Annotated in this window: 14 protein-coding genes, 1 other RNA gene and 2 pseudogenes; 9 read left to right on the top strand and 8 right to left on the bottom strand. The window is 69.0% G+C overall.

Annotated features, from left to right (window positions below):
* Positions 1-151 precede the first annotated feature (151 nt).
* Entirely contained in the window at positions 152-1,015 is an 864-nt protein-coding gene (gene panB / locus AU187_RS18710) for a 3-methyl-2-oxobutanoate hydroxymethyltransferase (protein WP_059098872.1), read from the top strand.
* A gap of 70 nt (positions 1,016-1,085) precedes the next feature.
* Here panB and AU187_RS18705 read toward each other — a convergent pair whose 3' ends face one another.
* Complete coding sequence (locus tag AU187_RS18705; protein ID WP_059098871.1) at positions 1,086-1,865, bottom strand: enoyl-CoA hydratase/isomerase family protein; 780 nt, start codon at positions 1,863-1,865, stop codon at positions 1,086-1,088.
* Positions 1,866-1,939: 74 nt separating this feature from the next.
* On the opposite strand from AU187_RS18705, the gene AU187_RS18700 reads away from it, so the two are divergent.
* Positions 1,940-3,412 (top strand): CYTH and CHAD domain-containing protein, encoded by a 1,473-nt coding sequence (locus tag AU187_RS18700; protein WP_059098870.1) that lies wholly within the window; start codon positions 1,940-1,942, stop codon positions 3,410-3,412.
* 13 nt (positions 3,413-3,425) lie between these two features.
* On the opposite strand, the gene rnpB is transcribed toward AU187_RS18700, so the two are convergent.
* An RNA gene (gene rnpB / locus AU187_RS20100) (RNase P RNA component class A) lies at positions 3,426-3,831 on the bottom strand.
* A 60-nt stretch (positions 3,832-3,891) separates the two neighbouring features.
* Here rnpB and AU187_RS18695 point away from each other — a divergent pair.
* From AU187_RS18695 to AU187_RS18675, 5 genes and pseudogenes are all read left to right on the top strand, one after another.
* On the top strand, positions 3,892-4,347 hold the full coding sequence (locus tag AU187_RS18695; protein WP_059098869.1) for a helix-turn-helix transcriptional regulator: 456 nt from the start codon (positions 3,892-3,894) through the stop codon (positions 4,345-4,347).
* Positions 4,348-4,357: 10 nt separating this feature from the next.
* Positions 4,358-4,795: a VOC family protein gene (locus AU187_RS18690; protein ID WP_059098868.1), complete on the top strand. Its 438-nt coding sequence runs from the start codon at positions 4,358-4,360 to the stop codon at positions 4,793-4,795.
* 5 nt (positions 4,796-4,800) lie between these two features.
* Positions 4,801-5,298: a methyltransferase family protein gene (locus tag AU187_RS18685; protein ID WP_059098867.1), complete on the top strand. Its 498-nt coding sequence runs from the start codon at positions 4,801-4,803 to the stop codon at positions 5,296-5,298.
* Between the two features lie 68 nt (positions 5,299-5,366).
* Positions 5,367-5,531, top strand: a pseudogene (locus AU187_RS18680) (DivIVA domain-containing protein); the annotation flags it as partial.
* An 80-nt stretch (positions 5,532-5,611) separates the two neighbouring features.
* Positions 5,612-6,328, top strand: a pseudogene (locus tag AU187_RS18675) (2OG-Fe(II) oxygenase).
* 3 nt (positions 6,329-6,331) lie between these two features.
* Here the strand turns inward: AU187_RS18675 and AU187_RS18670 are convergent.
* Together AU187_RS18670 and AU187_RS18665 are read right to left on the bottom strand one after the other, a co-directional pair.
* On the bottom strand, positions 6,332-6,958 hold the full coding sequence (locus tag AU187_RS18670) for a class I SAM-dependent methyltransferase (RefSeq protein WP_059098865.1): 627 nt from the start codon (positions 6,956-6,958) through the stop codon (positions 6,332-6,334).
* Positions 6,945-7,901 (bottom strand): NAD(P)/FAD-dependent oxidoreductase, encoded by a 957-nt coding sequence (locus tag AU187_RS18665; RefSeq protein WP_059098864.1) that lies wholly within the window; start codon positions 7,899-7,901, stop codon positions 6,945-6,947. The genes AU187_RS18670 and AU187_RS18665 overlap by 14 nt, the downstream gene beginning before the upstream one ends.
* A 47-nt stretch (positions 7,902-7,948) precedes the next feature.
* On the opposite strand from AU187_RS18665, the gene AU187_RS18660 reads away from it, so the two are divergent.
* Positions 7,949-8,530: a helix-turn-helix domain-containing protein gene (locus AU187_RS18660; RefSeq protein ID WP_059098863.1), complete on the top strand. Its 582-nt coding sequence runs from the start codon at positions 7,949-7,951 to the stop codon at positions 8,528-8,530.
* Here AU187_RS18660 and AU187_RS18655 read toward each other — a convergent pair.
* Genes AU187_RS18655 through cobC form a run of 4 tightly spaced genes read right to left on the bottom strand, consistent with a single transcriptional unit; the run spans position 8,512 to position 12,481 of the window.
* Positions 8,512-9,606 carry a bifunctional RNase H/acid phosphatase gene (locus tag AU187_RS18655; protein ID WP_059098862.1) on the bottom strand — a complete coding sequence of 365 codons (1,095 nt, stop codon included), beginning with the start codon at positions 9,604-9,606 and terminating at the stop codon, positions 8,512-8,514. The two genes, AU187_RS18660 and AU187_RS18655, sit on opposite strands and share 19 nt — an antisense overlap.
* Positions 9,603-10,340, bottom strand: coding sequence for a zinc ribbon domain-containing protein (locus AU187_RS18650; RefSeq protein ID WP_059098861.1), 738 nt, complete (start codon positions 10,338-10,340; stop codon positions 9,603-9,605). The genes AU187_RS18655 and AU187_RS18650 overlap by 4 nt, the downstream gene beginning before the upstream one ends.
* A 3-nt stretch (positions 10,341-10,343) precedes the next feature.
* Entirely contained in the window at positions 10,344-11,462 is a 1,119-nt protein-coding gene (locus AU187_RS18645; RefSeq protein ID WP_059098860.1) for a Nif3-like dinuclear metal center hexameric protein, read from the bottom strand.
* Positions 11,459-12,481, bottom strand: a complete 1,023-nt coding sequence (cobC, locus tag AU187_RS18640; RefSeq protein ID WP_059098859.1) for an Rv2231c family histidinol phosphate aminotransferase CobC — start codon at positions 12,479-12,481, stop codon at positions 11,459-11,461. Before cobC ends, AU187_RS18645 begins: the two co-directional genes overlap by 4 nt.
* 64 nt (positions 12,482-12,545) lie before the next feature.
* Here cobC and AU187_RS18635 point away from each other — a divergent pair, with 64 nt between their 5' ends.
* Positions 12,546-13,217, top strand: coding sequence for an HAD-IA family hydrolase (locus AU187_RS18635; protein WP_059098946.1), 672 nt, complete (start codon positions 12,546-12,548; stop codon positions 13,215-13,217).
* Positions 13,218-13,239: the final 22 nt, after the last annotated feature.

The following is a 13,239-nucleotide window of genomic DNA, read 5'->3' as shown; positions in this document are numbered from 1 at the left end:
TATGCCCGGCGGCGGCCGGTGTGAGGAAATCCACTCAACAGGGCATTCACTGTCTACCGCGCGAAGTGGCAGACTGGGGGCCGTCAGACGAACCCGGGGACCGATTACGGCCTCGAGGATTCGACCCGACTCACCCGCTTGGGGGACATCGATGTCTGAGCAGACCGTCTACGGCGCTGCCACCGACAAGCCGCGCACTACTCCTGAATCGTCCGCACCGCGGACCAAAGTCCGAACGCTGCATTTGCACAAATGGAAGGCCGAAGGCCACAAGTGGGCGATGCTCACCGCCTACGACTACTCGACAGCGCGCATCTTCGACGACGCCGGCATCCCGGTGCTGCTGGTCGGCGATTCGGCAGCCAACGTCGTCTACGGCTATGACACGACCGTGCCCGTGAGCATCGACGAGCTCATCCCGCTCGTGCGCGGTGTGGTGCGCGGCGCCCCGCACGCGCTGGTCGTCGCCGACCTGCCGTTCGGCAGCTACGAAGCTGGCGCTGCACAGGCTCTTTCCACGGCCACCCGGTTCCTGAAGGAGACCGGTGCGCACGCGGTCAAGCTCGAGGGCGGCGAGCGCGTGGTCGATCAGATCGCGACGCTGAGTGCGGCGGGCATCCCGGTCATGGCGCACATCGGCTTCACACCCCAGAGCGTCAACGGGCTGGGCGGGTTCCGCGTCCAGGGCCGCGGCGACGCCGCCGAGCAAACCATTCACGACGCCATCGCCGTGCAGGAAGCGGGCGCCTTCTCCGTCGTGATGGAGATGGTGCCGGCCGAACTGGCCACCCAGATCACCGGCAAACTGACGATCCCCACCATCGGAATCGGCGCGGGCCCGAACTGCGACGCGCAGGTGCTGGTCTGGCAGGACATGGCCGGCATGACCAATGGCAAGACCGCCAAGTTCGTCAAGCGCTTCGGCGATGTCGGCGGTGAACTCCGCCGTGCCGCAGAGCAATATGCCGACGAGGTGGCCGGCGGGGTGTTCCCCGCCGACGAGCACTCGTTCTAGTTCCTCTGCGCGAACAGACGCGAACTGCCCACTTTCGACGCGAAAACAGGGCAGTTTGCGACTGCTCGCGCTACTGAAACTCCGGCTTGCGCTTGGCCAGAAACGCGTCGACGCCCTCGACGCCGTCGCGGGACACCGCGCGTCCGGCGATGAGCCGGCTCTCGAGTTCCATCTGCTCCTCGAGTCCGTTCTTGAACGTCCCGAGCAGCAGCTGCTTGATGCCGCCGTTGGAACCGGCTGCGGTGGCGGCCATTTGATCGGCGAGCTTCGCGGCCCGGTCGGCCAACTCCGCGTCGGGAACCACCTCGGTGACCAAACCCCACGCCGACGCCTCCTGCGCGGACAGGGTGCGGTTGGTCAGCATGAGCTCCTTGGTCTTGGTGATCCCGATGAGCCGCGGCAGGTAATACGACGCGCTGCCGTCGGGGCTCAAGCCCACCCGGGTGTAGGCCATCGTGAACGACGCGGACTCGGCGGCCAGCACCAGATCGCCGGTCACGGCGATTGAGAATCCCGCGCCCGCGGCGGTGCCGTTCACCGCGGTGATCAGCACCGCGTTCATCCGTGCGAAGGTCGAGATCGCGCGGTGCAGATCGTCGGCGACGCCCTTGATGTGAGCGCCGCGGTCCGGCGCTGACGCGAACGACTTCAAATCTCCACCGGCGCAGAAGAACCGGCCCGACCCGGTGAGCACGACAACCTTGGTCGCGTCGGTGTCGCATTGCTTGGCGGCGGCGGCCAGCTCACGAGTCATGGTGGCGTTCATGCCGTTTGCCGCGTCCGGCCGGTTCAGCGTGATGCGGGCGATCGCACGGGTCTGCTCGAAGGTCAGCGTTTCGTAATCGGTCACAGGTGGACCCTATCTTTCTCATCCTCGGGACCCTTCCCCCGTGTTCACCCGCGTGTGGCAATCTGTCTCGCACCATGGGCAAATCCAATGACCAGTCATCGCGGCATCTCGAGGTCGAGCGCAAGTTCGACGTCGTCGATTCGACCGTGTCACCGTCATTCGACGGTTTGTCGTCGGTGGTGCGCGTCGAACGCGCACCGGTACACCGGCTGGAAGCCGTGTACTTCGACACCCCGGACCACGCACTGGCTGCGCGCCGCATCACGCTGCGCCGCCGCACCGGCGGCGCGGACGCCGGATGGCACCTCAAGCTTCCGGCCGGTCCCGACGCGCGTACCGAGGTCAGAGAGCCCCTCGGCGAAGAGGATGAGGTGCCGGCGACGCTGCGTGACGTCGTGCTGGCCATCGTGCGCGACCGCCCGCTGGGGCCGGTCGCGCGCATCTCGACACGGCGCACCGTCGACCTGCTCTACGGTCCCGACGGGACACCGGTGGCGGAGTTCTGCGACGACGAGGTCACCGCTGCGGCCGAGCCGGGCGGCCCCGAGCAGGCGTGGCGCGAATGGGAACTCGAGCTGACCGACGGGGCCGACCGCGAACTGCTTGACCGGTTGTCCAACCGGCTGATCGACGCGGGGGCCGATCCCGCGGCCAGCGGTTCCAAACTGGCGCGGGTGCTGGCCGAGTCGTCGCAACCCGAGGCGGTCCCGCGACCGGCCGACCCGGTGCACCGCGCGGTGGCCGAACAGGTGGAGGAGCTGATCGAGTGGGACCGGGCGGTGCGCGCCGACGTCGACGACTCGGTGCACCAGATGCGAGTGACGACGCGCAAGATCCGCAGCCTTCTGCAGTCGTCACGGGAGGCGTTCGGCATCTCCGACGACGCCTGGATCCTCGACGAACTCCGGCAGCTCGCCGCGATCCTCGGCGTGGCGCGCGACGCGGAAGTGCTGGCCCAACGCTACGAGCAGGCGCTCGATGAGCTGCCCGAGGAACTGGTCCGCGGCCCGGTGCGAGAGCGGTTGGTCGACGGCGCCAAGCGGCGCTATGCGGCCGGGCTGCGCCGGTCACTGATCGCGATGCGTTCGCAGCGCTACTTCCGGCTTCTCGACGCGCTCGAAGGCCTGATCGCCGCCGAACCGGCGCCGCAGGACGAGGAGGAGCGCAGCCAGGCGACGATCGACGCGGCCTACAAGCGGGTCCGCAAAGCGGCCAAGGCCGCCGCCGAGGCGGACACCGAAAAGGATGAAGCACTGCATCGAATCCGTAAGGGCGCCAAGCGTCTTCGCTACACCGCCGCGGCGACCGGCGCGGCCAAGGTGTCGGATCGGGCCAAAGCCGTTCAGTCGCTGCTCGGCGACCATCAGGACAGCGTGGTCAGCCGGACTCATCTGGGTCAGCAGGCCGAAGCCGCGCACGCCGCAGGCGAAGACACCTTCACCTACGGCCTGCTCTACCAGCAGGAGGCCGAGGTCGCCCAACGCGCGCGCGACCAGTTGGACGGCGCGTTGACGAAGCTGGCCAAGGCGGTGCGCAAGGCGCGGTGAGCGGCCGGCGAGGCGGATGAGTTGGCCTGTAAGCCGGATTCTGTCCCTCACCACCGCAGCTGACCGCGGCGGCGAGGTGGCGACCATCCATCTGGACACACCGTCGCCGGGTGCCTCGAGCGGCCTACCCGCAGGCTCGGGCGAGCAGCCCTCGGACGCCTGCGCGGCCGCAACCAGGTTGCGGCCTTCTTGGCCTTGCTTCGGGTGGGGTTTGCCTAGCCACTCCGGTCACCCGGAATGCTGGTGCGCTCTTACCGCACCGTTTCACCCTTACCACCGTCACCGGTGGCGGTCTGTTTTCTGTGGCACTTTCCCGCGAGTCACCTCGGATTGCCGTTAGCAATCACCCTGCTCTGTGAAGTCCGGACTTTCCTCGAAACCGAGGCGAACCTCGATTCCGCGGCCGCCCAGCCAACTCATCCGCGCATACAACGTACTGCCAGTCGCCGCTGTTCCGCGAGTTCGACATACTTATGCCCATGGCGCAGGTTCCTCCGGCGCGCTACCTCATGCGCGCCAAAGACCTGGTCGACGCGCGCTATGCCGAGCCCATCACCGTCGACGACCTGGCCGCCGCGGCCGGGTTGTCGCGGGCCCATTTCAGCCGGATGTTCACCCGAACCTTCGGCGAATCGCCGCATGCCTATCTGCAGACCCGACGGCTGGAGCGGGCGGCGGCGCTGTTGCGGTACACCGACCGCTCGGTGGCCGATATCTGCGTGATGGTCGGGTTGGCCAGCGTCGGATCGTTCACCACCTCGTTCGCCCGGGTGTACGGCAAGCCGCCGGCGGCCTACCGCGCCAGCCTGCCGCCGGCGGCCATGCACGCCCGGGTGCCCAGCTGCATTCTCAAACGCGACACCCGCCAGCCCGCCGACAGTCGGGTCCGCAAGACAGCACACGGGGAGAAGACGGGCCCGCGACCGGCGTCGTAGCGTCGTGCCCATGTTGAGAATCTCGAGCGCCCAGATCTGGGTTCACGACCAAGACGTCGCATTGAAGTTTTGGACCGAAAAGGTCGGAATGGAAGTGCGCCAGGATGTTTCGCTTCCCGATGGGGACACGCCGTTCCGGTGGCTGACGGTCGGCCCGCCGGGGCAGGACGACTTTTCGCTGGTCTTGATGGCCGTGCCCGGCGCGCCGGTGATGGACGAGGCCACCCGCCAGCAGGTGCTCGATCTCACCGCGAAGGGGTTCGCCGGCACGGTATTCCTCACCACGGACAACTGCCAGGCGACTTATGAGGAAATGCGTTCGCGCGGGGTGGAGTTCACCGAGGAGCCGCACCAGATGCCGTACGGCATCGATTCCGGCTTCCGCGACCCGTCCGGCAACAGCGTGAGGTTGACCCAGCTCGCGGACATCCCGGCCGGCACCGGCTGACGCGCATGCGGATCGGCACCGCTGCGCTGGCTTCGGCGGCGTTCTTCGTGGTCGCGCCCGGCAGCTTCGTCGGGCTCGGCCCGTGGCTGATCACCCGCTGGGACCTTCCCGATCCCGTTTCGCCGTGGCGTGTGGCACTGGGCGGCGTGATGATCGTCGTCGGTCTGATCCCGCCCATTCACGCGTTCGTCGAATTCGTAAGAGCTGGTGGCACTCCGATGCCCGTCGCGCCAACCGAACGACTGGTCGTGACGGGCTTCAACCGGTTCGTCCGCAACCCGATGTATGCCGGTCTCATCACGGCCATCCTCGGCCAGGCGGTGCTGTTCGCGAACATGTGGCTCGTCGTCTACGCCGCGATCGCATGGGCCGTCACGGCCTCGTTCGTGCGCTGGTACGAAGAACCGACGCTGGTTCGCACGTATGGGCAGCAGTACGAGACCTACCGCGACAACGTGTCGGCGTGGCTCCCCCGGCTGACGCCGTGGACGCCACAGACCTAGCGGTGGGACGTTCTTCTCGAGTGGACCCGAGTGACCCGGAGAAGAGGATTTCTGAGCTCGAGCGCCGGCTGGCTGAGCCGCGCGTCGGCGCCGACCCCGTTGCCGGCTCGGACCCACTCACCGCCGAGCACGTCCACAATGTGGCGTTTTCCAAGCCACCTCTGTTCAAGCGGGGCTACGACGAGGACGAGGTCGATGCCTTTCTCGATCTCGTCAAGGTCGAGTTGACCCGACGCGACTAGAACCGGCACCACCGACCCCACCAATGGACGTGTCCGTCTCACGAATCCGCGATCCCGCACGTTTACCAGGTATGGCCCAGACCAAATGGCGAACTCGCGTGGACTCCGGCGACTGGGAGACCATCGCCGCTGAACTCGACGCAACCGGCGGCGCCCTGCTTCCCCGCCTGCTCACTAAGGGTGAAGCGGCGGCGATCAGAAGCCTCTATCCTGCCGACGACTTGTTCCGCGCGACCATCGACATGGCTCGATATCGCTTCGAGGAGGGCGAATACCGCTACTTCCGCCGGCCCTACCCCGAACCGGTCGAAGCGCTCAGGCAGGCGCTGTACCCGCGGCTGCTCCCGATCGCCCGCGACTGGTGGAGCAAGTTGGGCCGCCCGGCCCCGTGGCCGGAGAGCTTCGACGACTAGATCGACCAGTGCCACGCCGCCGGCCAGGCCAAGTCAACGGCGCTGCTGCTCAAGTACGGCCCGGGCGACTGGAATGCTCTGCACCGAGACCTCTACGGCGACTTGGTGTTTCCGTTGCAGGTGGTGATCAACCTCAGCGAACCGGGCGTCGACCACACCGGCGGCGAGTTCATGCTGGTCGAACAGCGCCCCCGCGCCCAGTCCCGCGGTACCGCGACGCTGCTGCCGCACGGACACGGATACGTCTTCACCACGCGCGAGCGGCCCGTGCGGTCGACCCGCGGATGGTCCGCCGCGCCGGTCCGACACGGTGTGTCGGTGGTGCGCTCGGGTGAGCGGTACACCCTTGGGCTGATCTTCCACGACGCCGCGTGACCGCTAGCGCCGACGCAACATGATCACGTTGTCGACCCACGTCGCTGTCTCGCCGTCCGGCGTCGTCACCTCTCGCGTCGGCGTGTCGATCCGAGCCGGCTCCCATTCGGCCTCGGGCAGATTCAGCTCCGCGACGACTTCGTCGGGCGGTGTGAACAGGTGGTGGTGGTCATCGAGCTGCGACGCCCACGGCGGCGGCCCGCTGTGATCGACGATCAGTAGAAGCCCGCCCGGTCGGACGGCCCGCGCGGCCGCTTGGAAGATCGCCGTCCGGTCGAGCGGAAAAGTGGAGTGCAGGAACTGCGCGTTCACCAGATCGAAGTCACCCTCCGGGAAGCTTTCCGACAGGTCGTGCTGTTGGAAGTCGATCCGGTCACCCACCCCACGCGCGGCCGCATCTTCGGCGGCCCGTCGCAGCGCGGTGTCGGAGATGTCGACGGCGACCACCCGCCATCCGTGTTCGGCCAGCCACATCGCGTCACCGCCCTCGCCGCTGCCGAGATCCAGTGCGACGCCGGGCTTCAGGCCCGACGCAACGTCGACGAGACGAATGTTCGCCCGCCCGCTCCAGATGCGGTCCTGTTCGCTGTAGCGCTCTTCCCAATGCTGTTTGGCGTCAGGCGTTGACATGTCGGCTCCCTTCCGGAACATCAACTGGATAGTCGTCCTCGATCAGGCTCTGCACCACGGCGGCGGCCGCTGCCGAGCCGCCGGCCACCGCTGCGGCCACCTGCGGCATCTGCGCGCTGAGGTCGCCGGCGGCGAAAACGCCTGGCGCACTTGTGCGGTAGAGCGCGTCGACGTAAACGGGGTTCTGCGCAATCGGTGTCGGGTCGCCCTGTGTAGCGCCGAGTTGCTCGGCGAGCGACGAACGTTGATGCAGCGTCGTCGCGACCAGCAGACCCGTCCGCGCAAGGCGACTCCCGTCGGCGAACACCACGGCCTCCAAATCCCCGTCCCGCACGGCGAGTTCGGCGACCGCCCGCTCATCGATCGGGACGTCCGCGGCGACCAGCCGTTGCCGCTGCCCGTCGTCGAGATCGGCGGGACCGTCGGTGAGCAGGACCACGTCGTCGCTCCACATACGCAACAACAGCGCCGAATGCACCGCACGCTCCCCACGCGCCAGTACGCCCAGCGGCTGGTCGCGAACCTCCCAGCCGTGGCAGAACGGGCAGTGGAACACCGACCGGCCCCACAGTTCCGCCAGCCCCGGAAGCTGCGGGGGCCGATACTCCATACCGGTGGCCAGCAGCACCCGCCGGGTCCGCTCGATCCGGCCGTCGGCCATCCGCAGCTCGAAGCCTCTCCCGGTCCGTTCACCGCCGACGACGTCGCCGGTGCGCACCTCGACGCTCGGATACGCCGATAGTTCCCGGCGCCCCAGTTCGTACAGCTGCGCCGGCGGCCGACCGTCGTGCCCCAGCAGTCCACCGATACCGTGCGCGGCCAGGTTGCTCTGCGCGCCGGAGTCGATCACCAGCGTGCGCCGCCGAGCCCGGCCCAACACCAGGCCGGCGCTCAGTCCGGCCGCACCGCCACCGACCACGACGCAATCCCAATCTGTGTCCATGCGTCCACCTTGCAACCACCCCCTACAAGATGCCAAGCTTTCTTGCCATGCAGGCAAAAGCAGAAGAGAGCGTCGACGCGAAGGTGCGGCGCAGGCTGCGCGAACTGCGCTTGCAGCGCGGCCTGACCCTCGAAGACGTCGCGGGCCGGTCGAACATCGACGTGTCGACGCTGAGCCGACTCGAATCCGGTAAGCGCCGGCTCGCGCTCGACCACCTGCCGAGGTTGGCCGCCGCGCTGTCGGTGAGCACCGACGAACTACTCCGCGCACCGGAAGCCGAGGATCCCCGGGTGCGCAGCGGCTCTCACACCGCACGCGGAATCACGTACTGGCCGCTGACCCGTCAGGCCGCGGGCGGTCTGCACGCGTTCAAGATCAGGATCAGCGCCCGGCGCCGCACCCCGCCCGCCGAACTGCCCGTGCATGAGGGCCAGGACTGGATGTACGTGCTGTCCGGTCACCTCCGGCTGGTCCTCGGTGATCGCGATTTCACGGTCAAACCTGGTGAGGCGGTTGAGTTTTCCACCTGGACCCCGCACTGGTTCGGGGTGGTCGACGGGCCGGTTGAGGCGATCACGATCTTCGGGCCGCACGGTGAGCGGCTCCATCTTCACGACTCGTCAAGGTAGGCGGTCTGATTGACCAGCCGCACCGAGGCCGCGCCGTCGGGATAGAACTCCGCGATCGACAGCGACGCCAGGTCGAGATGAATCCGGTAGAGGATGCTCGCGCCGCCATCGAGTGCCATGCGCAGAAGCGTCTTGATCGGCGTCACGTGCGAGACCACCAACACGGTGTCCCCCGCGTGTTCGGCGATGATCCGCGCCCTCGCCCTGCCGACCCGCTCGGCGGCGGAGTCGAAACTCTCACCCTGCGGCGGTGCCGTGGACGTGTCCCGCAGCCAGCGCCGGTGCAACTCGGGATCCCGCTCGGCGGCTTCGGCGAACGTCAACCCCTCCCACGCACCGAAGTCGGTCTCGATCAGGTCGTCGTCGACGGACACGTCCAGGCCGAGCGCCTTGGCCGCCGCCGTTGCGGTGTCATACGCGCGCTGCAGCGGCGAGGTGATGACGGCGGCGATACCGCCTTTACGCCCCAGATACTGCGCGGCCGCTTCGGCCTGGCGTCGTCCGAGGTCGGTCAGCGCCGGGTTGCCGCGGCCCGAATACCGGCGATGCACCGACAACTCCGTCTGACCGTGCCGCAGCAGCAGAAACCGGGTCGGTGCGCCCCGCGCCCCGGTCCACGCCACCGGATTCGGAGCCTGCTGCGGCGTGGCGTGCGCTGGGCCGGTGAGTGATTCGGCCGCGGCGTCCATCGCCTCGTTCGCCAACCGGTCGGCGTGGCTGTTCTGCGCCCGCGGGATCCATGTGTACGTGACACGGTCGAAGCGCGCGGCGAGGTCGCGGGCCTGCCGGTGCAGGGGGGCGAGGTCGGGATGCTTGACCTTCCAGCGCCCCGACATCTGCTCCACCACGAGCTTGGAGTCCATGAACACGTCGACTTCGCTTGCGCCCAGACTGGCCGCCTCGCCGAGCCCGGCGATCAGCCCGCGATACTCGGCGACGTTGTTGGTGGCGCGGCCGATCGCCTCCTTGCTCTCGGCGAGCACGGTGGTGCGGTCCGCCGACCACACCACCGAGCCGTAGGCGGCCGGCCCGGGATTGCCCCGAGAGCCCCCGTCCGCCTCGACGACGACCTTCACGCGCCGAACTCCTTGACCCGCAAGAGGATCGCTCCGCACTCCGGGCACCGCAGCACGTCGTCGTCGGCCGCGGCCGAGATCCGCGCGAGCTCACCCTTGTCGATCTCGATCCGGCACGCTCCGCACCGGCGGCCCTGCAACCGCCCGGCGCCCGCACCGCCGCGGGCGCGCTGCCTTTCGTAGAGCGCAACGAGGTCGGAGTCGAGCGCGGTGATCAGCTCGTCGCGACGCGACACGGTCTGATGCCGCTGCCGGTCGAGTTCGGTACGCGCCTCGTCGCACGCCGTCTGCGCAGCGCCCAGGTCGTTCTGCAGCTCGTCGATGGTGGCCAGCGCGGCCTGCTGGTCGCTCTGCAGCTCCTCGCGGCGCTCCATCACCTCCAGCTGCGAGTCCTCCAGCGCCGCCTGCCTGCGCTCGAGTGTGTCGAGTTCGTGCTGCAACTCGGTGAGCTGTTTGGCATCGACCGTCCCGCCCGCGAGAAGCGCGCGATCGCGCTCCTCGCGCTGACGCACCGCGTCGATCTCCGATTCGTACTTGGCGACCTGCGCATCCAGGTCCTCGATGGCGATCTGCAACGCGGCCAACCGGTCGTTGGCGTCGCGGTGTGCGGCCTGCACCTCCTCCAGCCGCTGCTGTTCGGCCAGATGTTTGGCGCGGTGCTCGAGACGGCTCAACTGGGCGTCGATTTCGGCCAGCTCGAGTAACGACTGTTGTTGAGCTACTTCAGCTTTCATGCCTCATCTCTCGACATTCCATGGGTCGGTGCGCACGTCGGAGACCCGCACGGTCAGCGCATCGCCGAAGTGGGTGCGCAGCAAGCCGGCGGCCTGACGGCACCACGGATACTCACTGGCCCAGTGCGCGACGTCGATCAGCGCCACTTCGGAGGCGCGTCGGTGTTCGTCGGCCGGATGGTGCCGCAGGTCCGACGTCACATAGGCATCCACGCCACGGCGGGCGACGGCGCCGAGCAGCGAGTCACCCGCTCCGCCACACACCGCGACCCGCGAGACCGTCGCCTCCGGGTCGCCCGACGCGCGCACGCCCCACGACGTTGCGGGCAGGGCTTCGCGCACGCGGGAAACAAACGCCGACAACGGCTCCGGGCGGGCCAGCACGCCGACTCGTCCCAGCCCGACGTTCCCGGGGATCGGCGCCAGCGCGAAGATGTCGAATGCGGGCTCCTCGTAGGGATGTGCATCTCGCATCGCGGTGAGCACGCGCGCGCGCAACCGGGCGGGGGCGATGACCTCAACCCGGTCCTCGGAGACCCGTTCGACCGCACCGACGCTGCCGATCGCCGGCGACGCGCCGTCGTGCGGGAGAAACTGTCCGGTGCCGGTCGTGGTCCAGCAGCAGTGCGAATAGTCGCCGATGCGACCGGCGCCGGCGCCGAACATGGCTTCCCGCAGCGCCTCCGAATTCTCCGCGGGCACGAACACGACCCACTTGTCCAAATCGGATCCCGCGCCGGCCGGGTCGAGCACCTCCTCGACGGCCAGGCCCAGGGTCTCGGCGAGCGCATCGGAGACGCCGGGCGACGCCGAGTCGGCGTTGGTGTGCGCCGTGAACAACGCCCGGCCGGTCCGGATCATCTGGTGGATCAGGGCGCCCTTGGCGGTGCTGGCCGCGACCGTGTCGACCCCGCGCAGCAGCAGCGGATGGTGCGCAAGCAGCAGCCCGCGATCGGGCACCTCGGCGGCGACCGCGGCGGTCGCGTCGACGGCGACGGTGACCGTCTCGACGGTTTCCGACGGGTCGCCGCAGACCAGGCCCACCGAGTCCCAGTCCTGTGCAAGCTCCGGCGGATACGCCGCATCGAGCACGTCGATGATGTCGGCCAACCGCACGCTCACCGCAGCACCTCGGCCATCGCCTCGACGAGCACCGGCCACTCCGGGCGCACGGCGGCACGAAGGAACCGGCCGTCGAGCCCGACGAAGGTGTCGCAGCGGCGCACGGCAATGCCTCTGCCGTCCAGGTGTTTTCGCATCAACTCGGCATCCGGCACACAGAACAGGACGAAGGGAGCCGAACCGTTGACGACATGCACGCCGATGCTAGTCAACGCCGCCACCATCTCGGCGCGCACCTCGACCAGGCGGCGGGCGCCCCGGTCGGCCTCCGCCACCGCTTCGGGCGCGCAGCAGGCGGCGATGGCCTCGAGTTGCAGCGTGCCGACCGGCCAGTGCGGCCGTCGCGCCGTCAACCGCGCCAGCACATCGGCCGAGCCAAGCGCGTACCCGACCCGCAGCCCCGGCAACGCCCACGTCTTGGTCAGGCTGCGCAGCACCACCACGTCGGGCAGCGCCTCGGCGGCCAGTGACATCGGCTCACCGGGAACCGCATCGGCGAACGCCTCGTCAACCACCACGGTGCGCCCGGGCCGACGCAGCGCCAACACCTCCTCACGGCCGTGCACAACGCCCGTGGGGTTCGTCGGGTTGCCGAGCACGACGAGGTCCGCGTCCTCGGGTACCGCGCCCGCATCGAGGGTGTACGGCGGATCCAGCACCACATGGTCGAACGCCACCCCGGCCGCCGACAGCGCCGCCTCCGGTTCGGTGAACGACGGCGCGATCAGGGCGGCCCGTCGCGGCCTCAGCTGGGCCAGCAGCGCGAACCCCTCGGCGGCCCCGGCCAGCAGTGCGACCTCGGCCACGTCGCGCATGTGCCGGTCGGCAACCGCGGCGAGCGCGCGATCCACGTCAGCTTGGCTCGGGTACCGGGCGAGGTCGGGCAAGCGGGAGGCGAGGCGGTCGACCAGCCACGACGGCGGCGCGTCGGCGCGGACATTGACGGCGAAGTCCAGCATCCCGGGCTCCGCGGCCTGGTCGCCGTGGTAGCGCGCGGCTGCACGCAAAGGTCTCGCCACATCACGACACTAGTGCGCCGCCTGCCCGGGTTCTGCGATCGGGGAGAATGGACCCGTGACCGACATGCTGGCCTCCACCGCTCTGGCGACCCGCCCCCAACTGGTGATCTTCGACCTCGACGGCACCCTGACCGACTCGGCGCAGGGAATCGTCTCGAGTTTCCGCCATGCGCTCGGGTCGGTCGGCGCCGCGGTACCCGACGGAGACCTGGCCACCATGATCGTCGGCCCGCCGATGCATCACACGCTGCGCCGCCTCGGACTCGGCGAGCAGACCGGCGCCGCCATCGCGGCGTACCGCGCGGACTACGTCACCCGCGGCTGGGCGATGAACCGCGTCTTCGACGGCATCCCCGCGCTTCTCTGCGACCTGCGCGCGGCCGGTGTGCGGCTGGCGGTGGCCACCTCGAAGGCCGAGCCGACCGCACAACGAATCCTCGCCCACTTCGGCCTCGCCGACTGCTTCGAGGTGATCGCCGGCGCCAGCGTCGACGGCTCGCGCGCGACCAAGGTCGACGTCGTCGCACACGCGCTCGCCCAACTGGGCAGGCTGCCCGAACGCACGCTGATGGTTGGCGACCGCTCCCACGACGTCGAGGGCGCCGCCGCGCACGGCATCGACACCGTCGTCGTCGGATGGGGCTACGGAAGCGGCGATTTCGACGATCCCGCCGCCGCCCAAGGGGTGGCGCACGTCGCGACGGTGGCTGACCTTCGTGAGGTGCTCGGTGTCTAATGTCGCCGGCCGGGCGGCTCCG

Source organism: Mycobacterium sp. IS-1556, assembly GCF_001499985.1.
Lineage (GTDB): Bacteria > Actinomycetota > Actinomycetes > Mycobacteriales > Mycobacteriaceae > Mycobacterium.
Note: the sequence above shows the minus strand (reverse complement) of the source record. Positions and strands in the feature narration are given on the sequence as shown.